This window comes from Halanaerobium saccharolyticum (genome assembly GCF_003053565.1).
GTDB lineage: Bacteria > Bacillota > Halanaerobiia > Halanaerobiales > Halanaerobiaceae > Halanaerobium > Halanaerobium saccharolyticum_B.
On sequence record NZ_QAXS01000020.1, the window covers coordinates 1 to 23,997 of the forward strand.

Consider the following 23,997-nt stretch of genomic DNA (forward strand, 5'->3'; position numbering starts at 1 on the left):
CTGTATCTTATTTGAGCTGATTTTAGTGTAGAAAATACTGTTTAAAGTAATATTCTCTCTTTTTTATTTTTTAAAAATCATTTGCGGAATCTCTGTGAACCGTCAGCATTAATTGAAGGGTTAATATAAATATGTTATAATTAGTTAAAATGCAGATGGTGCAGTATTCTAGTCAGCATACTATCTTTGAAGGCGGGCCTAAAAATCCGTCAACGGGCATATCGATGAAGTTCTTTGTAATGGCTGCTGACGCCCAGTCGGGGGCCATTGCAGGGAGATAAGGGCTTGGGGCGATCCACAACGGCATGTGGGCGTTGACCCCTTTCCCGCGGAGGCCTGGTCGAGTTATTAAATACATAGCAAGGCCAGGTTCACCTGTTCTAACCGCAAGGTTGAGCAGTGTAGCCTGCTTTGAAGTGGTACTGGAGACAGTAGCAAAACACAGGCGCCTGGATCCAGCCCTGGGTTGAACCTGCTGGAAACCAGTACTGCAAAAGAAGCTAGGAGATAGTTTAAATGCTGTCAAGGAAAACTTCTAGACTGTCCAGAAGGGATATAATAGGGATTAAAGTGTGTTCTGAGTGGTAATCCAGCTCTGCAGTGGGAGACCCTGCAGCGGGAATTTAAAGAGAAATCTCCTGAATGGCGACAGACAGGAATTCCCGGGGAAAACCTGCTGGACCTATGACACAGCATTTATCTATTATATTACCATCTGTTATTTTATTAATTGAGGTGAATATATTGGCTAATTTAAAGAGCAGTATTATTATTGCTATTATGACTTTTTTTATTGCGGTAAGTGTCTCATCAGTCTCGCAGACACAGGTACAATTTGTACCCCTACCGATGGCAGTAATAATACTGTTAATTATTATTATAGTAGGTGTTTTATCTGATATGGTTGGAGTGGCAGCTACTGTTGCCAGGACTGAACCGTTTAACGCAAAGGCAGCAAAAAAAATATTTGGTGCTAAAACTTCCCTTTATCTGGCGAAAAATGGTGATAAAGTAGCAAGTTTAATGTGTGATATAGTTGGTGATATCTGTGGAACTATCAGTGGTGCAATCAGTGCAGTTATTGCAATTGATTTGATTAACTACTATGGTTTTTCGAATTTATGGACCAATCTGACATTAATTGGACTGGCTTCAGCCTTAACTGTTGGTGGAAAGGCATTTTTTAAATATTACGGAATGAAGAACTCGACAAAGATTATTTTTCTAGTTGGCCGTTTTCTAGCATTTTTTCATCTGACTTATGATAAAATTTACGGTTTTCTAAAAAAGAGGTGGATTTAATTTAATGAGTGACTATTTAGCGAAAATAAATGGAGTAGATGATTTAAAAAGATTAAAGGGGTCTCAGCTGAAAGAACTGGCTGCTGAAATTAGAGAATTTTTACTGGAAAATATTTCAAAAACAGGCGGCCATCTGGCTTCAAACCTGGGAACAGTAGAACTGACAATTGCCCTGCATCATTATTTGAACAGTCCCACAGATAAAATTATCTGGGATGTTGGCCACCAGGCTTATACCCATAAAATTTTAACCGGACGCAGAGACTGCTTTGCAAATTTGAGACAGAAAGACGGAATGAGTGGTTATCCCAAGTGTGCTGAGTCTCCTCACGATATCATTGGAGCCGGCCACAGCAGCACTTCAATTTCAGCAGCAGTTGGACTGGCTATGGCAAGAGAAAACCTTGACGAAATGGGAGATATTTACGCAGTAATCGGTGATGGAGCCCTGACTGGCGGAATGGCTTTTGAAGCCCTAAACCATGCCGGTCATATTGGTGCTGATATAAATGTGATTTTAAACGATAACGAGATGTCAATCTCCAATAATGTGGGAGCTATTTCTAATTATTTAGCCAATTTAAGAAATGATCCAACTCTAAAAAGAGTCAAGGAAGATATAGAATTTTTAATTAATAAGATTCCCCGCTTTGGTAAGACTGTTTCTAATACAGTTGATCGGGTTAAGAGCGCTTTAAAATACAGCTTTATTCAGGGAGTTCTTTTTGAAGAATTTGGTTTTAACTATCTGGGACCTGTAGATGGTCATGATATCATCGAATTAATGAAATACTTTAAGCAGGCAGAAGCGATCGAAGGGCCTGTGCTTTTACATGTTATAACTAAAAAAGGAAAGGGCTACCCACCTGCTGAAAATAACCCTGATAAATTTCACGGTGTTGGAGCTTTTAATATTGAAGACGGCAGTTCAAAGACGGTCAAAACAAAAGCAAGCTACAGTAAAGTCTTTGGTGAAACTCTAACTAGAATGGCTGAGTCAGATAAAAAGATCGCTGGAGTGACAGCAGCAATGCCCTCTGGAACAGGAATGGAGATATTTGCTCGTTCTTACCCAGAAAGATATTATGATGTCGGGATAGCCGAACAGCATGCAGTAACTATGTCAACAGGTCTGGCCAGAGGTGGAATGAAACCTGTCTGTGCAATTTATTCAACTTTTCTGCAGCGGGCCTATGATCAGGTTATTCACGATGCTGCGATTCAGAATTTAGATTTAACTATCGCTGTCGATCGAGCAGGTATTGTCGGCAATGATGGTGAAACTCATCAGGGGTTATTTGATTATTCTTTTCTGCGCCCTGTGCCCAATTTAGTTATGATGGCTGTCAGAGATGCAGAACAGCTGCAGCATATGTTATATACTGCTGTTAATTATGAGGGTCCAGCTGTACTCCGCTATCCACGGGGTAGTGCTGCTGGAGATTATAAGCCTCTTAAAGTTGAAGAATTAAAAAATCTGGAGATCGGTAAGGCAGAGGAGTTAATCAAAATCGAAGCAGAAATGGATCTCACCATTCTGGCAGTTGGCTCAACTGTCTATCCAGCTCAAAAAGCAGCTGAAATTTTAAATAATAATGGCTATAAAACAGCTTTAGTTGATGCTCGTTTTATTAAGCCTCTGGATGAAGAAATGATCACCAGAGCACTTAAGAACTCAGAAAATATTATTACTGTTGAAGAACAGGTACTGGCTGGAGGTTTTTCTTCTGCTGTCCTGGAGTTTGCTGCCGACCGAGGTATTTCTCCCAAAAATATTAGGAGAATTGGTGTTGGCGATGAGTTTGTCAGCCAGGGCGGAATGGATGAAATGAAGAAAGAATATCAGCTGGATGCCAGAGGTATTCTTAAAAATGCACTTTCTTTGCTTGCTCAGGCAGAGGAGGTAAATAAGTTATGGCCAGAAAAGAAAGATTAGACATTGTAGTAACTGAAAGAGGTATGTTTAGAAGCCGCTCTCAGGCAAAAAGAGCAATTATGGCCGGTCTGGTTTTTGTTGATGGTCAGAGGGAAGATAAGGCAGGAACTCAGATTGATCCGGAAGCTGAAATTGAGTATCGGGGTGATAAAAACCCTTATGTTAGCCGAGGAGGTCTTAAGCTGGAGAAGGCACTTGAAATTTTTGCTGTTGACCCTGCAGCTAAAGAAGCAATTGACATCGGTGCCTCTACAGGTGGTTTTACTGATTGTCTGCTTCAGCACGGGGCGACAAAAGTTTATGCCATTGATGTCGGTTACGGTCAGCTGGCCTGGAAACTTCGTCAGGACAAAAGAGTTGAGGTGCTGGAGAGATGTAATTTCCGCCATTTAGAAAAGGATCAGCTGCCGGTTGAAGTTCCACTGGTAGTCACTGATGTTTCTTTTATTTCCCTGCGGCTGATTGTACCGGGGGTTAAGAAATTTATTAAAAACAATGGTGATTTTATTGCTTTAATTAAACCACAGTTTGAAGCCGGCAGAGAACGGGTCGGCAAAAATGGTGTGGTTAAAGACCCGGCAGTACATATAGATGTAATTGAAAGCTTAAGTGATTTTTTTCTTAAAGAGGGTTTTGAACCACTTGCCCTAAATTATTCGCCAATTACCGGTGCCCAGAGTAAAAATATTGAATATTTAGTTCATCTCAGATATTGCGAAAATAAGCCTGAATTTGACCGCCAGAGCTGGCAGGATAAAATAAATAAAACTGTCAGGACGGCCCATACAGAGCTGGGGGGTTCTTAAAATGAAAGCTGCATTAATAGTTAATTTAGATAAAAAAGAAGCCTTTACTGTTGCTGAAAGAGCTGTTGAGTGGTTTGAAAAAAGGGATAAAGAATTTCTGATTGAAAAGAGGGCTGCCTATCAGCTTGGTCAGAAAAAAAGAGGAGCAGATTACCAGCAGATTAAAAGAGAAGCAGACTACATAATAATCATTGGTGGTGATGGAACTTTTCTGCACAGCTCTCACCATTTTATCGGCAGTGAGATTCCACTCCTGGGAATTAATGTCGGCCACCTGGGCTTTTTAACAGATGTAGAAACTGATGAATTGATCAAAGCACTGGAAATGATCGATAATAATAATTATAATATCGAAAAGAGAATGATGCTGCAGACAGAACACTACCGAAGTGAAGAAAAAATAAACAGCAGTTATGCCCTCAATGATTATGTCATTAATCGAGATCCAGATTCTCAGATGCTTAAAATAGAGCTTTATATCAATAATGAGCTTGTCAATAATTTTCGGGGTGATGGTTTGATTATTGCTACCCCAACTGGATCTACAGCTTACTCTCTTTCGGCTGGAGGACCAATTATTAATCCCCGTCAGATCAAAGCGATTTTGATTACTCCAATCTGTCCTCATAATCTCCACCTGCGGCCGATGGTGATTTCTGCCGAAGAAAGAATCAGAATCAAAGTAGATAGTGATGGCCGCTCTGTTAAAGGCTGTGCAGATGGCAGACAGAAGAATGAGATTATTCCCGGTGATGAGATTTATATCAGTGGGGCAGACCAGGAATTATCAATTATTAAATTGCCTGACCGAACTTTTTACACTACTGTTAAAGAAAAAATGCACCTTGCCTAACTGTAACCGACAGGAGGAAAAATTATGCTCAGTGATCTACAGGTTAAGAATTTCGCCTTAATCAATAAGGTGAACATTAATTTTAAACAGGGATTAAATATTTTAAGCGGAGAAACCGGTGCCGGTAAATCTATTATTATCGGAGCCCTGGATCTTTTGCTTGGAGCCCGGGCAAATACTGATATAATCCGCAGTGGTAAAGAAGCAGCCTATATCTCTGCTTTTTTTCAGCCTGAAGAGCTCGAAATAATTAATCAAATTTTGAGTGAGGCCGGAATCGAAAAAGAGGAGAGTGGAATCCTGATTGCCAGGGAAATTCGGGAAAATGGGCGCAACCGCACCCTGATTAACGGTCAGCTTGCCACCCTGAAAATCGTTAAAAAAATCAGCCGCTATTTGATTGACATCCACGGTCAGCATGAGCATCAGCTGCTTTTGGATCAAAGCTCTCACCTGATGGTTCTCGATGCTTTTATCGGTGATAAAATTAAGCCTTTAAAAAGCGAAATTAAAAGTCAGTATCAAAAACTGCTTCAGCTGCGCCAGGAGCTCTCTGAAATTGAAATTGATGATTCTCAGCGGGCAAGAGAACTGGATATTATTAATTTTCAGATTGAAGAAATTGAAGAGGCAGCTTTAAAAGAAGGTGAATACGAAGACTTAAAAGAGGAATACCAGACCCTTTCTCACGGAGAGGAAATCTACAGAGTTGTGGCAGAATTAATATCTGCTCTTAGTGGTGATGATTACAAAGATAAGGGGATAATGGACCGGCTCTCAGTTCTAAAAAATAAATTTGCAGAAATTGAAGATTATAATCAGGAACTAAAAGAGCTAAATCAAAAATTTGCTGATATTTATTATGGTCTGGAAGAGTTCAGCTTTGATTTAAGTGATTTTGAAAGTTCTTTTGCCTATGATGAGGAAAGAATCTCAATGATTAGTGACCGTCTGGATCTGATCAATACTCTGCTGAGAAAATACGGAGAAGATGTGGAGACGGTAATTTCTTATCTGCAGGAACTTTATCAAAAAAGGGATAAATTAGAGAATGTTGAAGAAAAAATTGCTTCACTAACTAAAAGGGAACAAGAATTAAAAAAAGAGCTTACTGATAAGTCTAAAAAGCTTTCCCGGCACCGAAAAGAATCTGCTAAAAATCTAGAAACACAGTTAAAAAATGAACTTCAGGATCTGGCAATGGAAGATGTCAGGTTTAAAGTTGATTTTAAAGAAAAAGAAATTTCTGCTGATGGTACTGACCAGATTGAATTTTTAATTTCTCCCAACCGGGGTGAAGAGTTAAAATCACTTTCTAAAATTGCTTCCGGAGGAGAGTTATCGCGGATAATGCTCTCACTAAAAACCATTACCGCTGATCTTGATCAGGTTGATACCCTGGTTTTTGATGAGGTTGACAGTGGTGTTGGTGGCAAAACAGCTGCCAAGATGGCTTCAAAACTTACCCAGATTTCCAGAGACAGACAGATTATCTGTATTACACATCTGCCTCAGCTGGCAAGTGCAGCCAACCATCACTTCTTAATTCAAAAAGAAAAGGGAGAAAACAGAACTTTTACTCAAATTTATGCTTTAGATAGAGCCGAAAGAGTTAAAGAGATTGCCAGGATGATTGGTGGGACAAAAATGACTGAAAAAACTCTTGCTCATGCAGAAGAATTACTGCTGATGGCTGAATAATAAGGAGATACTATTTTTATTAGGGATCATAATTTATAAGGGATATTAACAACATATTTTCAGCAGGGACTGAAAATGCTTTTTTAAATAAATGAGGGGGAAATATTATGGAAAAGACTATTGATATTTTGATTGTTGATGATAATAAGGAATTTTGTCAGCTCTTAGCTGAATTTTTTGATGAAAATGATGATTTTAATGTAGTGGGAATGCTTTATGATGGTGAGCAGGCTTTAGAATATCTTGAAAACAATAAAAAGCCGGATGTATTGATTTTAGATTTGATAATGCCTCATCTGGATGGAATTGGAGTCTTAGAAGAGTTAAACTCCAAAGAACTAATAGATGAAATGAAAATTGTTGCTTTAACTGCAATGGGACATGATAAAATAATGAAAACAGTCCTTGAACTTGGAGTTCATTATTATATTATGAAACCCTTTGACCTGGATAAATTGACCCAGAGAATAAAACAGCTGATGGAAGCAGAGAGTAGCGCTGCTGATAATTTTACAGTTCAAAATGCAGAATTAGAGGTTGAAAATGGAAACTACAAGCCCCTGATAACTAAAATTATTCAGGAACTTGGAATCCCGGCGCACATCAAAGGCTACCGCTATGTGCGTCAGGCTGTTGAACTGGTAATTAAAGATATGGATTTACTTGGTGCGGTAACTAAAGAACTTTACCCCCAGGTGGCAGAGAAATTTGATTCTACCCCGAGCCGTGTTGAGAGAGCTATTAGACATGCAATTGATGTTGTCTGGCAGCGGGGAAATCAAAAAGCACTGGAAAAATACTTTAAAAATAATATTAACGAAAATGTTAAGCCGACCAATTCACAGTTTATTGCCAGAATCGCTGATACAATAATGGTTAATTTAAAAGTTTCATAAACGGAGGCTTATAATGGAGATAAAAAAAGAAAAAAAGACTGCAGGTAAAACAATATATGAAGGAAATATTTTAAGATTATACAGAGATGAAGTTGAATTTCCTGACAAACATAAATCCGCCCGAGAAGTAGTAGAACACAGTGGTGGGGTTTCTGTGCTGGCAGAAAATGAAGCTGGAAAGGTTTTATTAATCAAACAGTACAGATACCCGGTTGATGAAGTTATTTATGAAATTCCGGCCGGAAAATTAGAGCTGGATGAAGATGTGGTTGACTGTGCCGGCAGAGAATTGCGGGAAGAAACAGGCTATAGTGCTGAAAAATTTACTAAGTTATTTGAATTTTTTCCAACCCCGGGTTACAGTACCGAAACAATTTATATCTATCAGGCGGAAGATTTAAGATTTGTCGGTAGAGATTTAGAAGAGGGAGAATATATTGAAGTTGTTCCTAAAAGTAGAGAAGAATTAAGGGAACTGCTTAAAGCTGGAAAAATTAAAGACAGTAAAACTCTGATCGCAGTAATCTATTATCTTGGTGATTTTTAATGTTAAAGCAGTACTTTGCAGACTTACATATTCATATTGGCGGGGGCAGTGACGGCAGTCCTGTCAAAATAACTGCTTCCCGAAAGCTCAACTTTCCCAATATTTTAAAAGAAGCTGCTTTTAAAAAAGGGCTTGATATTATTGGGATTATCGACTGTGCTTCACCAGTGGTTTTAAAAGATATCGATAGAATGCTGGCTGCCGGTGAGATGAGAGAGCTGCCTGAAGGAGGAATACTCTATTCAGACCAGCTGCTGGTTTTACCAGGGGCAGAAATTGAAAGTAGAGAAAAAAATGGTGGTCAGGTTCATTACCTTGCTTTTTTTCCCAGAATAAAACAGATTAAGAATTTCAGCACCACAATGGATAATTATATCACTAATATAACTTTAAGCTCTCAGGCTGCCAGTCTAACAGGAGATGAGCTTTTAAAAATTGTCGATTATCATGGAGGAATCCTAATTCCCGCTCATATCTTTACACCCCATAAAAGTTTTTACGGCAGAGCTTTTAGTAATTACAGCCAGGTTTTTTCAGATGAAGAGTGGGACAAAATTCCTGCTATTGAGCTCGGGCTCAGTGCAGATACTGTGATGGCAGATTTAATGCCAGAATTAGCTGCCAAAACTTTTTTAAGTAACTCTGATGCTCATTCACTTCCCAAAATAGCCAGAGAATATAATATTATGGAACTGGAAGCTCTAAATTTTAAATCAGTACTGAAAGCTTTGAGGCGGGAATCCGGTCATCGAATTAGCAAAAATTACGGTTTAAATCCTGAACTCGGAAAATATCACCGCAGTCACTGTGAGGAATGTGACAAAATTTTCAGTGGTTCTAAAGCTGTACTAAAGTGTCCTGACTGTGGTTCTGATAAAGTTGTAGTTGGGGTAAAAGATAGAATTTTAGAAATTGCAGATAACTTAAGCCCCCAGCATCCTGACCACAGGCCGGAATATACCTATCAGGTTCCACTGCTTGATATTCCGGGGATTGGTAAAAAGACTGCCGCTAAGCTTTTTGAAAACTGCGGTACAGAAATGGATGTTATTCACAATCTAGCTCAGGCTGAGCTGAAAGAGTGTATGAGTTCTCGAGTTTTTAAAAAGATTAAAAAAGCCCGTGAACATGATTTTAGTTTCCAATCAGGTGGTGGCGGAACTTACGGCAAAGTTTTATTTTAATTTTTAAAGATCTTTTCTTCAATTTTAAAATAAAAAAGAAAGAAGGTTAAATTATGGCAGATATGAAATTAAAAAAATATGCTGAATTACTTGTTAACTATTCACTTGAGATAAAAAAAGGAGATCAGGTTTTAATCCAGGGCGAAGATGTCAGTCAGGATTTGATCAAAGAAGTTTATATAGAAACTTTAAAAAATGGAGGCCACCCGCTGGTAATCACTAAATTTGCCGAGCAGGAAGAACTTTTTTATAAACATGCCTCCGAGGAACAGCTTGATTACAGTGCACCATTTACCAAATATTTAATGGAAAATGTCGATGCTTCTTTAAGAATTCTCGGCCACAACAACACAAAAAATTTAGCCGGTGTTGACCCAGAAAAAATAAAAAAACATTCAATTGCCAGAAAAGAAATAAGCGAAATTGTAATGAATCGGGCTGCAGAAGGTTCATTAAACTGGAATATCTGTCAGTACCCAACTCACGCTGATGCTCAGGAAGCAGGAATGTCTTTAGCCGATTACAGAGAGTTTGTCTACAGAGCCTGTCACCTTAATAAAAAGGATCCGGTTGCATACTGGACTGAATTTGGCAGGGAACTGGAAAGAATCGCTAAGATTTTAAATCAAAAAAATGAGCTGCATTTCATCTCCAAAGATACAGATTTAAAGTGTAAGGTTGGCGGCAGAACCTGGGTTGCAGATAAGGGTAAGGAAAATTATCCAGGTGGTGAAGTTTTTACAGGACCGATTGAGGACAGTGTTGAGGGTAGGATTAGATTTTCTTTCCCCGGGATATACAGCGGCAAGGAAATTGAAGATATCCGACTGGAATTTAAAAATGGAAAGGTGATCAACGCCTCAGCTGCTAAGGGTGAAGAATTACTGCATTCACTGCTGGATACAGACGAAGGTTCCCGCTATGTAGGAGAGGTAGCAGTAGGCTGTAATGAAGGAATTACCCAATTTACAAGAAACATGTTGTTTGATGAGAAAATTGGAGGTACAATTCATCTAGCACTGGGCCGCAGTTATCCAGAAACAGGCGGCGAGAATATTTCTACTATCCACTGGGATATGCTCTGTGATATGAAAGACGGTGGAGAAATTTATGCTGATGGTGAATTGATCTATCGTGATGGTAAATTTATAATTTAGTTTTTTTTTGAATAATTATTTCTAAACAGAGAAAAATTCAAACTAAATCAACTTTTAACTAAAATTTTTTCCATTGATTTTTAGAGAAAAATAAAAAATTACTAATTTGGAGGTTTTAATTATGCTTGAAGATATTAAAAATAATGCCGAAATTATTGCTGACGAGCTTGATTACAGGCCCGAAATTGGACTTATTTTGGGTTCAGGGCTTGGTGTAATGGCTGAGGAAATTGAAAATCCTGTTTATATAGATTATGGTGAGCTCAATAACTTTCCTATTTCCACAGTTGAGGGTCATGCTGGTCGCTTTGTGATTGGCGAGCTGGAAGGAAAAAAAGTTATTGCCATGCAGGGAAGAACCCATTACTACGAGGGTTATTCAATGCAGGAACTGGTTATGCCGGTTAGAATAATGAAAGAAGTTGGAATTGAAAAATTGATTCTGACTAATGCCGCTGGTGGAGTTAATGAAGAATTTTCTGCCGGGGAATTTATGATTATTTCTGATCACATCAACTTAATGGGAGATAACCCGTTAATTGGTGAAAATTTTGCTGACTTTGGTCCTCGTTTTCCCGATATGTCTGAGGCCTATAACAAAGAACTAATTGAAGTAGCAGAAAATGTTGCTAGAGAAAACGGTATTTTGACCAGAAAAGGTGTTTATGCTGCTGAATCAGGTCCCAGTTATGAAACACCGGCTGAAATTAAATTTTTAAGAACAATTGGCGCTGATGCTGTTGGAATGTCTACAGTTCCAGAAGTAATTGCAGCCAACCATATGGGGCTTGGAATTGTTGGAGTATCCTGTATAACAAACATGGCTGCAGGAGTTTTAAATCAACCTTTAGATCATAAAGAGGTTGTAGAGATTGCCGAAAAAGTAAGACCTGATTTTATTAAACTGATGAGAGGTATTATTAAAAATATCTAGCAGGAGGGTTTAGAAATGCGTGCATATGATATAATATATAAAAAAAGAGAAGGTCAAAAACTTAATAAAGAAGAGTTAGAATTTCTAATTAACGGTTATGTTGAGGGAAATATACCTGATTATCAGATGTCAGCCTGGGCAATGGCAGTTTATTTTCAGGGGATGGATGCTGAAGAAACTGCTGATTTAACCATGCTGATGGCAGAGTCAGGTGATATGATAGATTTAAGTCCGATTGAGGGGATTAAGGTTGATAAACACAGCACCGGTGGAGTTGGAGATACAACTACTCTTATTTTAGCTCCCTTAGTTGCTTCAGCCGGAATACCAGTTGCTAAAATGTCAGGCCGCGGTTTGGGCCATACTGGAGGTACAATTGATAAATTAGAATCAATTCCTGATTTTAATACTTCTTTAAGCAGAGATAAATTTTTCGATAATGTAAATCAGCATGGAGTAGCAGTTGTCGGTCAGACAGGAAATTTAACCCCGGCTGATAAAAAGCTTTATGCCTTAAGGGATGTTACAGCTACAGTGGAGTCAATTCCTCTGATTGCCAGCAGTATTATGAGTAAAAAACTGGCTGGAGGAGCGGACGCAATTGTACTTGATGTTAAAACCGGTAATGGTGCTTTTATGAAAGACTTTGCCAGTGCTAAAAAGCTTGCAGAAGCAATGGTTGCTATCGGTAAAGAAGTTGGCAGAGATACAGCAGCTTATATAACTGATATGAATCAGCCCTTAGGTAATGCAGTGGGGAATGCATTAGAAGTTAAAGAGGCTATTAAAACCCTTAGAGGTGAAGGACCGGAAGATCTAACAGAACTCTGTATTGAACTTGGTTCTGGAATGCTGCAGCTGGCAGGTAAGGTTGAAAATGCAGCAGAGGGCAAAAAGATTTTAAGAGAGAACTTAAAAAATGGTAAGGCTTTAGCTAAATTTGCTGAGATGATAACTGCTCAGGGCGGTAATGCAGAAGTTGTTGAAGATTTGTCACTGCTGCCAACTGCTGCTGGAGTTTTTGAAGTAAAAGCAGAACAGTCAGGTTATATTTCGGAAATTAAAGCTTTAGATGTCGGCCTGGCAGCAATGATTTTAGGTGCTGGTCGTGAAAATAAAGAATCCGAAATTGATCTTGCTGTTGGTTTAGAGCTAAATAAAAAAACCGGAGATCAAGTCAGTCAGGGTGACACTTTAGCAGTTTTACATTATAATGATGATAAAAATCTTGAAGAAGCAGAGCAAAAACTACTTAAAGCGTTTACGATTACTGATGCAGAGAAAGCAAAAAACAAGTTAATCTATGAGATAATTAAATAAGTGAATTTTTAGAGGTGAGTTTATGACTATTTTTAATGGTGAGCGTCTGGAAACTGAACTCTTCCAGTTAGATAGAGAAAGAATGGCTGATGGCTGGTATTCAGATGTTTATTTTCGTAATATTGCAGGTATTTTAACTGCTATCTCTGAGGAAGGCTATCAGTTTCAGGGACAGGATATTGGAAATATTGAAGTGGAAATGCAGATTTTTCCCAGACGTCAGCCATTTTGTATTCTTGGTGGGATAGATGAAGCACTTTCAATTTTAAAAACTGCTACAGGCTATAAAGATGAAGACGGAAACTTTATCAACACCTCATCTAATTTAGAGGTAGAGGCCTGTCATGATGGGGAAAAGGCATATTATAAAGGTAATCCTCATAATGTTGATCCGGTAATAAAAATTAGGGGTAGGTATCGTGATTTTTCAATTTTAGAAACTCCAATGCTTGGCTCACTAACAGAAGCCTCAAGAATTGCTACCAATGTCTATGAGGTGATGGTTGCCGCTCGGGGAAAAGATATTCTTTTCTTCCCGGCTCGTTTTACCCATTATAAATCACAGGCGATGCACGGTTATGCTTATTCTTTAGGGGTTAATGCCTATAATAATGAATATGGAACTAACACTCAGCGCTATATTTCGACTGATGAGCAGGGAGCCTGGTGGGGAGGAAAAGGTGGTGGAACTATCAGCCATTCTTATGTAGCTTCATTTTTGGGTGAGACTGCCGAAGCAATGCTGCAGTTCTGTCGTTTAATGCCGCTTGATGTGAACCGGATTGCTCTGGTTGATTTTGATAATGACTGTGTTAATACAAGTTTAGAAGTTTTAAAGGCGATGTTCGATAAATATCTTGAATTATTAAAAGCCGGACAGGAAGAGGAAGCAAAAAAATATAAATTATTTGGGGTAAGACCTGATAATTCCTCTGATTTAAGAGACAAAAGTGTTGAGCCACTCGGCAAAAAAGAACTTGATAATGGTGTTAATTCCAGACTTATTTTCAACCTGCGCAACGCCCTGGATAATGCCTACCAGGAGTGGGATTTAAGACCTGAAGATCTGGAAATAGCTAAAAATTACTGTCAGGATGTAAAAATTATTGCAACTGGTGGTTTTAACCCGGCAAAAATTGATCGTTTTGAATCATCACAGGTACCGGTGGATATTTATGGAGTCGGTAGCTGGCTCTTATCCAACTGCTCCTGTGAGGGAACCAAAAATGATTTTACAGCAGATGTTGTTAAGGTCAAATATGATGGGGAATGGATTGACCTGGCAAAAGTTGGCCGTTCAGCTGCGGAAAATCCAAAACTGGAGAAAATTGACCTCAGTAAAATTGGATAGAAATAAAATTTTGATTATAATTCAGGCTGTCTCTATTGAGGCAGTCTTTTAAAGTGGTGAATAATAATGAAAAAGAAAAATGAATTATTAGATAAACTTCTTAATTCAATGGCAGAAGAATATTATACTTTTAATGGTCAGATCATCAAAGTTAATAATTTAAAAGAAGTTGATTTCAAAAAAATAGCTTTAAAAGTTGATCAGGAAGATCAAAGATATTATGTCGAAAACAATTATCTGATTGATGAAGATAATGTTTATTTTAATAAAGAAAGTGTTAACCTGTTAAAATATAAAATTCAGTTTTTAGGCAAATTAAAAGCAGGAGAGCATAAGGTTAGCTATCATAAAAATTATAAGTATCAGAGTTTAAGTATTGATCTGGACAAGGGTCTTGATTTATTAAAAAAATATCAGAAGAACAATCATAATCAGGCATCTTTCCTCCACTATAAATCAGATTTAATAAAGCAACTGCCTGAAGAGAGACGAGAACTGCTCTTAAAACTTGCTGCAGAAGCTGCTGAGCTGGGATATAACCTCTATCTGGTTGGAGGCCAGGTTAGAGATTTATTGATCGATCTGCCGTTAAATAAAGATCTTGATATCTTACTTGATGGTGATTTAGAAGACTTTTTTGCTCATTTAGAAGCTAAATTTGGTTATGACTATGATTACAACAACAAGTTTTCCACCGGCTTTTTACACAATGAATACGGCTACTCAATTGATATAGCAAGCTGCCGGGAAGAAAAGTATCATTTCCCTGGTTCCCTGCCGCTGGTAGAAAAAGCTGATCTTTTTTCTGATTTGTTTCGCCGTGATTTTACAATTAACACCCTGGTAATTGATCTGCATCCAGATAGAAAAGGTTTTTTATATGATTTTTTTGGTGGTCTTACTGATTTAAAAAATGGGATCCTCAGGGTGCTTCACAATTACAGCTTTCGGGATGATCCTTTAAGAATTCTAAGGGGAATTCGCTTTCAGACTTTAAAAGATTTTAAATTAAGTGCTGAAACTGTAGAATTAAGCAGGCGTTCTTTAAAAAATTATGATTATCATAAACTGGCCTTAGAAAGAATTTTTACAGAACTTGCCTACCTTTTTGACGCCAGAAAAGATATTTCGCAGTTTTCATCTATTCTCTTAAATCAAATTCCAGTTTTAAATTTGATTAGAGATAATTACCAGTTTAACAGCAGTATAGATGCTGATTTTCTGAAGGGAGAAAAATTGCTTGCTTTAAGCAGAGAAAAAGGGCTGGAAGTTAATCATTTCCTTGTCAGATTAATGATTTTGTTTTATAATAATAAAGAAAGCGTAATAAAATCCTGGCCGCTTTCGATTCCGGAAAAGAAAACTTTTATTCATAAAAACTGGGAAGAGCTTAATGCTTCAGTTTTTGACCTTAAAGATCCGGCTTTGAGATTTAGGGAACTGGAGTCCTATCAGGCAGAAGAACTAATTATGTATACGGTTCAGAATTATAAGCAGGAATATGTAGAAGAAGTTTTTAATCACCTGCAGCTCAGAAATGAGGTAGAAATACCTATTTCCGGTCACGATCTGCTGGAGATGGGAGTGGAGCAGGGACCGGAAATCAGAGAATATTTACTTGAAGTCCGGGATCAGATACTGCGCAGACAGCTCAGTACTCGCGCTGAGGCTTTAGAATATCTAAAAGAAATTATTTAATTTAAATAGATTTATTGAGAGGTGAAATAATGAGTACAGTTTATGAACTACTATTATTAATACCCGTGCTTTTACTTTCTTTATCTTTACATGAGTTTATGCACGGCTATGTTTCCTATAAACTGGGAGATCCAACTCCCAAAGCACAGGGGAGACTGACTTTAAACCCGCTGGCCCACCTGGATCCGATTGGCAGCCTGGTTTTAGTTTTAACCAGACGTTTTGGCTGGGCTAAGCCGGTACCGATTAATCCGAATTATTATAAAAAGCCGAGACAGGGAATGATGCTCGTCAGTCTGGCCGGCCCGGGATCTAATTTTTTTCTGGCCGCCGTATTTGCTTTAATTGCAAGAGTTATTGTTTATTTTAGTTCGGCAAGTTTATATCAGCTGCAGATGGCCGGTTATGGCAACCTTGTTCAGACATTTTTTGTCTTTTTTCAGCTGGCAGTGATTATAAATTTAAGTCTGGGCTTTTTCAATCTTTTGCCGGTGCCACCACTTGATGGTTCCAAAATTTTAATGGGAATTTTACCACCTAAATTTGATAAGTATATCCGCAAACTGGAAGGACCTTATGGAATGATTTTATTACTACTCTTAGCTTATACAGGTGTTCTCTGGAGTATTATCGGTCCACTGGTTAATACCATTTACGGAATATTACTTTAAGCGAAAGAGGTTAAGTTATGGATTATAAATTAGTGCTCGATGACTTTGAAGGTCCACTGGAACTTTTATATCAGCTGGTCAAAAAGAATGAAATTAATATCAGTGAGGTCTCACTTGCCAAAATTACTGATCAGTATCTTGATTATTTAGATCAGATGCGGGAATTTGACATTGATCTGGCAAGTGAGTTTTTGATTATAGCTGCCGAGCTGATCGAAATTAAAATTAAGGCTCTGCTGCCTCAGGAAGAAGATGAAGAGGAAGAAGAAAGTGAGCATGAGCTAATAACTCGCCTAAGAGAATATGAATTATTTAAAAATATTGCTCAGATGCTTAAAGAATGGGAAGAAGAGGCCGGCAATCGCTATCAGGCTCAGGTTGATATTGAAGAATTAATGCCGGAAATGCTGCAGGTTGATCTGGAAATTTCCTCAGCTGAGCTCTATGAGCTTGTTGTTAAGGCTTTAACAGCCGAAAAAGAGGAAGAAACAGAGGTCTTAAGAAATCCCAAACTTGAATATCTTAAAGAAGAGAAATTTAATATCCGCAATAAAATTAGAGATATTTTAAAAGATATAAGAAAGGTCAATCAGGAGATTTCTTTTTATCAGTTAATCAGAGAAGAGAACAACCAGCTGGAAATTGTGGTTAGTCTGCTTGCTTTACTTGAGCTGATGAAGAGAAAGAGAATTAAGGTGGTTCAGGATAATAATTTTTCTGATATCCGAATCAGTATGGAAAGGTGATTTGATGAGCGAAGATAATATAAGTTATCTCAGTCAAAAGAGAAGAGAAAAGGAACAAAAAATTCTGGAGAATCTTGGTTTTGAAGATTTAAAGCCAAAGGAAATCGCTCTGGTGGAGGCCCTTATTTTTAGTAGCAAAAAAAAGCTTCCCCGGGAGGTAATTAAGGAGATAACTTCATTTTCAGAAGAAAAATTAGAAAGAATTATTATCTATTTAGAGCAGAAATATCAGGGAGTAGAATTTGGAATTCAGCTCAAAGAATATAATGATAGTTATTTATTTCAGACTAAAAAGGAATTCGCCCGTGAGATAGAGCAGTTATTTGATATCACAAAGGTTTCTTCTCTTTCTACTGCTTCTATGGAAACACTGGCAATAATTGCCTACAGACAGCCGGTGACCCGCTCAGAAATTGAGGAAATTAGGGGAGTTAGTGTGGAAAGAACTCTGACTACTTTAAGTAAATATGAGTTAATAGAAGAAGTTGGCAGAAAAGAAACTATTGGTAATCCAATTATTTATGGAACAACAGATCAGTTTTTAGAGTATCTGGATATTGAAGATTTAGCTGAACTGCCCGAAATTGAGAGGGTGGAAAAATTATTTGCAGAAGAAATAGAAGAGGCGGCCGAAAAGGCAGCTGCTGAGGAAAAAGAATTAGATGAAGAAGAAACTGACCAGAAGGAATAATCAGTTAAAGGAAATTAATTTATTAAGAAAACAATATTATCTAAAATAATTTTGAGGTGAAAAAATGGAGAGACTGCAGAAAGTTATGGCCCATGCAGGGGTTGCTTCTCGCAGAAAATCGGAAGAAATTATAGCAGAAGGAAGAGTCAAAGTTAACGGCGAAGTTGTTACTGAGATGGGATTTAAGGTTGACCCCGACGAGGACGAAATAGTTGTTGATGGTGAACTTATAAGTGAAGAGAAAAAGAGATATCTTTTATTGAATAAACCGGAGGGTTATATTACTACAGTTTCTGACCCGGAAGGTCGGCCAACAGTTATGGATTTAATTCCTGACTTAAAACAGCGTCTTTACCCTGCCGGCAGACTTGATTATGACAGTTCAGGACTTTTAATTATGACCAATGACGGTGATTTAACCTATAAACTGACTCATCCCAAAAAAGAAGTAGATAAAAAGTATCGAGTTCTTGTTCAGGGAGAAATGACTGAGGAAGACTTTAATAAATTTGAAAATGGAATGGTTATTGATGGTCAAAAAACAGCACCGGCTAAAATATCAAATGTCAATTATAAAGGTGATAAGACCGAGTTTGATATAATTATTCATGAAGGCAGAAACAGGCAGGTCAGAAGGATGGCCCAAATTGCAGGTTTTTCAGTAATTTCTTTAAAAAGAATTGGATTTGCCTTTCTTACCCTTGCTGGAGTTAAAGAAGGAGAATTTAGATATCTCAGTAACCAGGAAATAACAAAATTGAAAAATATGCTTTAATTTAGCATAAAAGAAGGAATAACTCCTTCAATCAAGAATTAAGTAACTAGCTGTTTAAATATTCTCATGATTATTTTTAATAATCCTGAAGATTCTCCACCTGTTTTTAGAAAAAAATATTATATTAATTTTGAGGGGGAGTTAAATTATTTATGGAAGAATTAAAGGTTTCATCACATTCTGATCCAAAAGCTGTTGCAGGTGCCTTAGCAGCAGTAGTAAGAGAGGATAAAAAAGTTGAGTTACAGGCAGTAGGAGCTGGAGCAGTCAATCAGACTATCAAAGCGATTGCAATTTCCAGAGGCTATGTTGCCCCCAATGGAATGGACCTAATTATGATTCCGGCATTTACTGAAATTGAAATTGATGGAGAAGAAAGAACAGCTATTAAATTTTTAGTAGAACCGAGATAAATCACGATTTTTTAAAACCTATCCGTGAGGGTAGGTTTTTAAATGTAAAATCAACTTGTGAGGTTGGTGGTTAATATTTTTCTAAAAAAAATTAGACTCAAAGGATTTAAGTCCTTTGCCAATAAAACTGATATAGAAATTGAAGAAAATATAACTGCTGTCGTGGGTCCAAACGGTAGTGGTAAAAGTAATATTGTGGATGCTATCCGCTGGGTTTTAGGGGAGCAGAGTGCCAAAAATCTGCGGGGAAGCAGAATGGCTGATATTATTTTCTCCGGCAGTGAAGAATTAAATGCCAAAAGGAAAGCCAGTGTAACCCTCTTTTTTGATAATTCCAGTGGTGAACTGCCAGTTGAAGGAAAAGAGCTGACACTTGGGCGTGAAGTTAGAGATGATGGCCGCAGTGATTATTTAATTAATGGTGCTTCCTGCAGGTTAAAAGATATAGAAATGCTTTTAATGGACAGCGGACTGGGCAGTGATGGGTATTCAATCGTCGGTCAGGGCAGAATTGATTCAATTATCAAATCCAAACCGGATAAAATGCGTCTTTTCTTCGAAGAGGCAGCGGGGATTATGAAGCATAAGTCCCGCAAGGAAGAAGCCGAAAAAAGACTTGAAAATACAAATAATGATTTAAATCGAATTCATGATCTGGTTGATGAACTGGAAAAAAGGCATGATCCCTTAAAGAAAGCAGCAGAAAAAGCTAAAAAATATAAAGGTTATAAAGATGAGCTTTCTGATCTGGAAATTAGCCTTTTAAATAAACAGTGGAAAATTAATTCAACTAAATTTGAAGACTTAAGTAAAAAAAGAGAAGCACAGGAAAAAACATTAAATGAAAAGCAGAGCAGCTATAATGCCCTTTCTTATCAGCTGGATAATAATAAAGATCAGCTTAAAGCTCTAAAAAATGAAAAAGAAGAGGTCAGCAACAGCTACTTTCAGAATCAAAACAAGGTAAATGAGATTAAAAACAATCTTAATGTTATGGAAGAGCGAAAAAATAACTACATAGAAAATAAAGAAAACCTAAAAGCTAAAATTGCTGAACTCAAAAAAGAGTGTCAAAATAAACAGGCAGAAGTAAAAAAAGCAGCCGAAAATTTTGAACTAATAAATTCTGACCAGCAGAATATTAAAAAAGAGATTGATAAGTTAAAAAATAATATTACTCAGAATCAAGAAAAGATTGAATCACTCAATCAGCAAATTCAGGCAAAAGAAAATAAAATTGAGGCTAAAAAAAGGGAAATCCAGCAGGAAAATTCTGCTCTAGAGAGATTAAAAGAGCGGGTTGAAATTTCCAGTGATCGACTCCAGGAAATATCTTCAGATCAAAATCAAATAGATGAGAAGATAAAGACTGAATCTGAGCACGCCTCTCAAATAGAGGAAGAACTGACTGCAGTAAAAAAAGAGATCGAAAATAAACAGGATAAATTAGAAGCTTTAAAAGCTAAAATCAAAGAAGAAGAGCAGGCTTTAGAAGCAGGTAAAGATCAGCTATTAGAGACAAAAGAAAATTATCAGCATTATAATTCTCGGCTGCAGCTGATGGAAGAGATGCAGGAAAGTTACGAGGGCTATTATAATGGTGTACGCAGTATTTTAGAAAAGAGAGAGCAGTTTAGTGGTTTGATTGATGTGGTAGCAGAAATAGTATCTGTCAAAGCTGAATACGAAGAGGCCATAGAAACTGCACTCGGTGCCAAGATGCAGAATATTATTGTTGAAGATGACCAGACAGCAAAAGATGCTGTAAAATACCTTAAGCAAAATAACAGAGGTCGGGCAACTTTTTTACCTCTCAATATGGTTAATGGTTCCCGCCTTGGTGATCGTTATTTAGACAAGCTGGCCGATCAGAAAGGATTTATTGGGCTGGCAGTTGATCTGGTAGATTTTCCGGAGCGCCTGGAAAATGTATTCAATTTTCTTTTAGGGCAGATTGTAGTTAGTGATAACCTTGACCACGCTGTTAAGATGGCCAAAAATATCAGGCGCAGTTTTCGGATTGTTACCACCGAAGGAGATGTTGTTTATCCTGGTGGTGCTATTTCTGGAGGAAGCAGCTCCAGCAACAGTAGAGATTTAATTGGCCGCAGTCGAAAAATTGAGGAACTAAAGTCACGCAGAAGTAAATTACAACAAAAAGGAAAATCACTTGTTGAAAGATTAGAAAATGATAAAAAAGAGCTGGACCAGAAAAGAGAGAAGTTGGAGGATTTCAAATCAGATTTACAGGCTCTAAAAATGAAAGAAAACAATATTAAAAATGATAAAAATAGAGCTGAAGAAAATTTAAAAGAATTAAAATCTGACCGGAATTTAAGACAGGATAATTTTTCTGAGCTGGACACCAGTCTTCAGGATAATAAAGAGACCATTAAATTCAAGCAGGAGAAAATTGAAGACTTCAAAGCAGAAATTAAAAATCTTAGTTCGGAGATCAATGATTTAAAAGCTGCTTTAAAGATAAAGCAGGAAAATCTTAAGGAACTGGAACCTCAGCTGAAGGAATTGGAACTTGATGGAGCCAGAATTTCAGAAAAAAGAAATAATGCTCAGGAAAAACTAAATGATAAAAAGCAGGCTTTAGAACTTAAGGAAAAAGAAATTAAAGAGCGTGAAAAAGAAATTAAAGAGATCAGCAGTGATCTGGAGAGAATTGCTGACCGCAAAGTTAAACTACAGCAGCAGAAAAAAGAGCTGGAATCTGAGGGTGAAAAACTAAAACATAAAAAGGATAGTTTAACAACTGAAGTTAAAAACCTGGAAAAAGAAGTTGAAAGCAAGGAAAAAGAAGCAAAAGAACTGCAGGAGCAGTTAAATAAGGTAAAAGATAATTTTCATCAGCTTGACTTAAAATATACCAAGTTAGATGATAAGCTGGAAAATATTAAATCAATTTTAATTAATGACTATGAGCTCCGTCCAGAGGAAATTGAGGAAGATCAGTTAATTAAAATTGAGGATGAAGATGAAGCTGAAGTAGAAACCAAGATTCATGATCTGAAGAAGAAGATGGACAGCCTGCATCCTGTTAACGAGGCGGCTGTAGAAGAATATGCTGAATTAAAAGACCGACTGGATTATCTGCATGAACAGCAGGCTGATTTAAAACATGCCCGCAATTCAATTGAACTTGTAATCTCTGATATAGAAGAATCAATGGAAAAAATGTTTGCTGATACTTTTTATCAGGTTAAGGAAGAGTTTTCAAAGGTCTTTAAGGCCCTCTTTCAGGGAGGAAAGGCAGAACTTAAATTAACCGATCCAGAAGAACTGTTAACAACTGGAGTAGAAATCCACGCTCAGCCGCCGGGTAAGAGTTTAAAGAGTTTATCCTTACTTTCTGGTGGGGAAAGGGCTTTAACAGCGATTGCTTTAATTTTTGCCTTTATCCAGGTTAAGCCAAGTCCTTTTTATGTGCTGGATGAAATTGATGCTCCTTTAGATGATGTTAATATTGTTCGTTTTGCCAGCTTTATCAAAAAATATGCAAAAGTAGCTCAGTTTATTATTATAACTCACAGACGTTATATGATGACTGAAGTAGATTCGCTTTATGGTGTAACTATGGAAAAATCTGGTGTATCACGTCTGGTTTCTTTAAAGTTAGATCAGGCAGAAGAATTTAATGATAATTATATCAAGGAGGCTTTATAAGTGGGATTTTTACAGAGATTAAAAGATGGACTTAAAAAAACAAAAGAAAGCTTTGTCAATCAGGTAACAAATATTTTTACTGGCAGAACAAATATTGATGATGATTTATTTGAAGAATTAGAAGAAGTTTTAATTCAGGCAGATGTTGGTGTAAAAACAACATTTACCCTGATTGAAAAATTAAGAGAAGATGTTGATCAGGAAGAAATAACTGAACCAGAGGAATTAATGGACTATTTTCAGAAAGAGCTGCAGAGTTTACTGCAGAATGATGAAGGTGGCTTTAAATTTGATAAAGATTTAAATATTATCATGGTGGTTGGAGTTAATGGTGCTGGAAAAACCACCACCATTGCTAAGATTGCCGGTCGTTACAAAGAAGAGGGTAAAAAGGTAATGCTGGCAGCTGGTGATACTTTTAGAGCTGGGGCTATTGAGCAGCTTCAGATCTGGGGTGACCGTCTGGGAGTTAATGTAATTGCTCAGCAGGAAGGTTCAGATGCAGCAGCAGTTGCTTATGATGCTGTTCAATCTGCCAGAGCTAAAGATGTAGATCTCTTAATTGTAGATACAGCAGGCCGCCTGCACACTCAGACGAATTTAATGGAGGAGCTCAAAAAAGTAAAAAGAGTAATCGACAGAGAGGCAGCAGAAATAAGTGCCGGGGTAGAAGTTCTGCTTGTCCTGGATGCTACAACAGGTCAGAATGCAATTTCTCAGGCCAAGCTCTTCAACGATGCTGTAGATGTTGATGGAGTTGCTCTAACCAAACTCGATGGTACTGCCAAAGGTGGTATTGTAATTGCTGTTAAAAATGAGCTCGATATTCCAATCAAACTGATTGGAGTTGGAGAAGCAGCAGAAGACCTGCAGAACTTTGATCCAGAAGAATTTATAGAAGCCCTTTTCAGCAGTGAAGAGTAATTAGTTACTTTTTAATAAAAGAAAAAGAATATGCGGCTAAACTTTTTAAAAAGATATTTAAAAAGAGAGTTTTGTAAGCTTAAAATTTCAAAACTTAATTAAAAATTTAATTAAAGAGTAGATTGAGCCCAGAAAAAATTAGATAAACTTGACTTAGTAACTTTTTATTGTAGTACTTAATGAGTATTTATTTAAAATCAGACCTACAAACAGGAGGTTTGTAGCTGAATGCAGCACAGGAGGTGCTGATCAAGAAGGTAGTCTGATTTTAAATGAATATAAATTTTTAGTGCTACAAAAAAGTTAATTTGGAGATTTAGATAATTTTTCTGGGCTCAATCTTAACCTATTAAAAAATTTAAGGATGTTTTGAAATTTTAGCTTGACAAAAGCTCCAAAATATCATATACTATCACC

The 23,997-nt window shown here is 37.3% G+C and carries 21 protein-coding genes; all 21 read left to right on the top strand.

Translation table 11 applies throughout. The features are described 5' to 3' along the window. Nucleotides 1-305: 305 nt before the first annotated feature. Complete coding sequence (locus tag C8C76_RS15145; protein ID WP_166637118.1) at nt 306-470, top strand: hypothetical protein; 165 nt, start codon at nt 306-308, stop codon at nt 468-470. 265 nt (nt 471-735) lie between these two features. Continuing rightward, the gene (locus C8C76_RS08735; protein WP_258222463.1) at nt 736-1,302 is read left to right on the top strand and encodes a hypothetical protein; all 567 of its coding nucleotides are present in this window, start codon (nt 736-738) and stop codon (nt 1,300-1,302) included. Between the two features lie 4 nt (nt 1,303-1,306). Continuing rightward, on the top strand, nt 1,307-3,238 hold the full coding sequence (gene dxs / locus C8C76_RS08740; RefSeq protein WP_108140779.1) for a 1-deoxy-D-xylulose-5-phosphate synthase: 1,932 nt from the start codon (nt 1,307-1,309) through the stop codon (nt 3,236-3,238). Beyond that, nucleotides 3,217-4,044, top strand: coding sequence for a TlyA family RNA methyltransferase (locus tag C8C76_RS08745; RefSeq protein ID WP_108140781.1), 828 nt, complete (start codon nt 3,217-3,219; stop codon nt 4,042-4,044). Before dxs ends, C8C76_RS08745 begins: the two co-directional genes overlap by 22 nt. A gap of 1 nt (nt 4,045) precedes the next feature. Beyond that, entirely contained in the window at nt 4,046-4,897 is an 852-nt protein-coding gene (locus C8C76_RS08750) for an NAD(+)/NADH kinase (RefSeq protein ID WP_108140782.1), read from the top strand. Between the two features lie 24 nt (nt 4,898-4,921). Then, a complete protein-coding gene (recN, locus tag C8C76_RS08755; protein WP_108140784.1) occupies nt 4,922-6,598 on the top strand; it encodes a DNA repair protein RecN in 1,677 nt (558 codons plus the stop codon). 107 nt (nt 6,599-6,705) lie between these two features. Then, nucleotides 6,706-7,494 (top strand): sporulation transcription factor Spo0A, encoded by a 789-nt coding sequence (spo0A, locus tag C8C76_RS08760; RefSeq protein WP_108140786.1) that lies wholly within the window; start codon nt 6,706-6,708, stop codon nt 7,492-7,494. A gap of 13 nt (nt 7,495-7,507) precedes the next feature. Continuing rightward, a complete protein-coding gene (locus C8C76_RS08765) occupies nt 7,508-8,041 on the top strand; it encodes an NUDIX hydrolase (RefSeq protein WP_108140788.1) in 534 nt (177 codons plus the stop codon). Further along, nucleotides 8,041-9,225 carry an endonuclease Q family protein gene (locus tag C8C76_RS08770; protein ID WP_108140790.1) on the top strand — a complete coding sequence of 395 codons (1,185 nt, stop codon included), beginning with the start codon at nt 8,041-8,043 and terminating at the stop codon, nt 9,223-9,225. Before C8C76_RS08765 ends, C8C76_RS08770 begins: the two co-directional genes overlap by 1 nt. 53 nt (nt 9,226-9,278) lie before the next feature. After that, on the top strand, nt 9,279-10,382 hold the full coding sequence (locus C8C76_RS08775) for an aminopeptidase (RefSeq protein WP_108140792.1): 1,104 nt from the start codon (nt 9,279-9,281) through the stop codon (nt 10,380-10,382). Between the two features lie 121 nt (nt 10,383-10,503). Beyond that, entirely contained in the window at nt 10,504-11,316 is an 813-nt protein-coding gene (locus tag C8C76_RS08780; RefSeq protein WP_108140794.1) for a purine-nucleoside phosphorylase, read from the top strand. Nucleotides 11,317-11,331: 15 nt separating this feature from the next. Then, a complete protein-coding gene (locus C8C76_RS08785) occupies nt 11,332-12,636 on the top strand; it encodes a pyrimidine-nucleoside phosphorylase (protein WP_108140796.1) in 1,305 nt (434 codons plus the stop codon). Between the two features lie 22 nt (nt 12,637-12,658). After that, nucleotides 12,659-13,987 (top strand): nicotinate phosphoribosyltransferase, encoded by a 1,329-nt coding sequence (locus C8C76_RS08790; protein WP_108140798.1) that lies wholly within the window; start codon nt 12,659-12,661, stop codon nt 13,985-13,987. A gap of 66 nt (nt 13,988-14,053) precedes the next feature. Further along, the gene (locus tag C8C76_RS08795; RefSeq protein ID WP_108140800.1) at nt 14,054-15,685 is read left to right on the top strand and encodes a CCA tRNA nucleotidyltransferase; all 1,632 of its coding nucleotides are present in this window, start codon (nt 14,054-14,056) and stop codon (nt 15,683-15,685) included. 29 nt (nt 15,686-15,714) lie between these two features. Further along, nucleotides 15,715-16,356 carry a site-2 protease family protein gene (locus C8C76_RS08800; RefSeq protein ID WP_108140802.1) on the top strand — a complete coding sequence of 214 codons (642 nt, stop codon included), beginning with the start codon at nt 15,715-15,717 and terminating at the stop codon, nt 16,354-16,356. A 17-nt stretch (nt 16,357-16,373) separates the two neighbouring features. Then, nucleotides 16,374-17,102, top strand: a complete 729-nt coding sequence (locus tag C8C76_RS08805) for a segregation and condensation protein A (protein WP_108140804.1) — start codon at nt 16,374-16,376, stop codon at nt 17,100-17,102. Nucleotides 17,103-17,106: 4 nt separating this feature from the next. Further along, nucleotides 17,107-17,793 (top strand): SMC-Scp complex subunit ScpB, encoded by a 687-nt coding sequence (gene scpB, locus C8C76_RS08810; RefSeq protein WP_108140806.1) that lies wholly within the window; start codon nt 17,107-17,109, stop codon nt 17,791-17,793. Nucleotides 17,794-17,857: 64 nt separating this feature from the next. Continuing rightward, entirely contained in the window at nt 17,858-18,568 is a 711-nt protein-coding gene (locus tag C8C76_RS08815; RefSeq protein WP_108140808.1) for a pseudouridine synthase, read from the top strand. Between the two features lie 152 nt (nt 18,569-18,720). Further along, nucleotides 18,721-18,981 carry a stage V sporulation protein S gene (locus C8C76_RS08820; protein WP_108140810.1) on the top strand — a complete coding sequence of 87 codons (261 nt, stop codon included), beginning with the start codon at nt 18,721-18,723 and terminating at the stop codon, nt 18,979-18,981. Between the two features lie 66 nt (nt 18,982-19,047). Beyond that, complete coding sequence (smc, locus tag C8C76_RS08825; RefSeq protein WP_108140886.1) at nt 19,048-22,656, top strand: chromosome segregation protein SMC; 3,609 nt, start codon at nt 19,048-19,050, stop codon at nt 22,654-22,656. Further along, nucleotides 22,657-23,580, top strand: coding sequence for a signal recognition particle-docking protein FtsY (ftsY, locus tag C8C76_RS08830; protein ID WP_108140812.1), 924 nt, complete (start codon nt 22,657-22,659; stop codon nt 23,578-23,580). The last annotated feature ends 417 nt before the right edge of the window (nt 23,581-23,997 follow it).

Coding starts and splice junctions, on each gene's coding strand:
- C8C76_RS15145 (WP_166637118.1), top strand. CDS start 306: ATGTGGGCGTTGACCCCTTTCCCGCGGAGGCCTGGTCGAGTTATTAAA.
- dxs (WP_108140779.1), top strand. CDS start 1,307: ATGAGTGACTATTTAGCGAAAATAAATGGAGTAGATGATTTAAAAAGA.
- C8C76_RS08745 (WP_108140781.1), top strand. CDS start 3,217: ATGGCCAGAAAAGAAAGATTAGACATTGTAGTAACTGAAAGAGGTATG.
- C8C76_RS08750 (WP_108140782.1), top strand. CDS start 4,046: ATGAAAGCTGCATTAATAGTTAATTTAGATAAAAAAGAAGCCTTTACT.
- recN (WP_108140784.1), top strand. CDS start 4,922: ATGCTCAGTGATCTACAGGTTAAGAATTTCGCCTTAATCAATAAGGTG.
- spo0A (WP_108140786.1), top strand. CDS start 6,706: ATGGAAAAGACTATTGATATTTTGATTGTTGATGATAATAAGGAATTT.
- C8C76_RS08765 (WP_108140788.1), top strand. CDS start 7,508: ATGGAGATAAAAAAAGAAAAAAAGACTGCAGGTAAAACAATATATGAA.
- C8C76_RS08770 (WP_108140790.1), top strand. CDS start 8,041: ATGTTAAAGCAGTACTTTGCAGACTTACATATTCATATTGGCGGGGGC.
- C8C76_RS08775 (WP_108140792.1), top strand. CDS start 9,279: ATGGCAGATATGAAATTAAAAAAATATGCTGAATTACTTGTTAACTAT.
- C8C76_RS08780 (WP_108140794.1), top strand. CDS start 10,504: ATGCTTGAAGATATTAAAAATAATGCCGAAATTATTGCTGACGAGCTT.
- C8C76_RS08785 (WP_108140796.1), top strand. CDS start 11,332: ATGCGTGCATATGATATAATATATAAAAAAAGAGAAGGTCAAAAACTT.
- C8C76_RS08790 (WP_108140798.1), top strand. CDS start 12,659: ATGACTATTTTTAATGGTGAGCGTCTGGAAACTGAACTCTTCCAGTTA.
- C8C76_RS08795 (WP_108140800.1), top strand. CDS start 14,054: ATGAAAAAGAAAAATGAATTATTAGATAAACTTCTTAATTCAATGGCA.
- C8C76_RS08800 (WP_108140802.1), top strand. CDS start 15,715: ATGAGTACAGTTTATGAACTACTATTATTAATACCCGTGCTTTTACTT.
- C8C76_RS08805 (WP_108140804.1), top strand. CDS start 16,374: ATGGATTATAAATTAGTGCTCGATGACTTTGAAGGTCCACTGGAACTT.
- scpB (WP_108140806.1), top strand. CDS start 17,107: ATGAGCGAAGATAATATAAGTTATCTCAGTCAAAAGAGAAGAGAAAAG.
- C8C76_RS08815 (WP_108140808.1), top strand. CDS start 17,858: ATGGAGAGACTGCAGAAAGTTATGGCCCATGCAGGGGTTGCTTCTCGC.
- C8C76_RS08820 (WP_108140810.1), top strand. CDS start 18,721: ATGGAAGAATTAAAGGTTTCATCACATTCTGATCCAAAAGCTGTTGCA.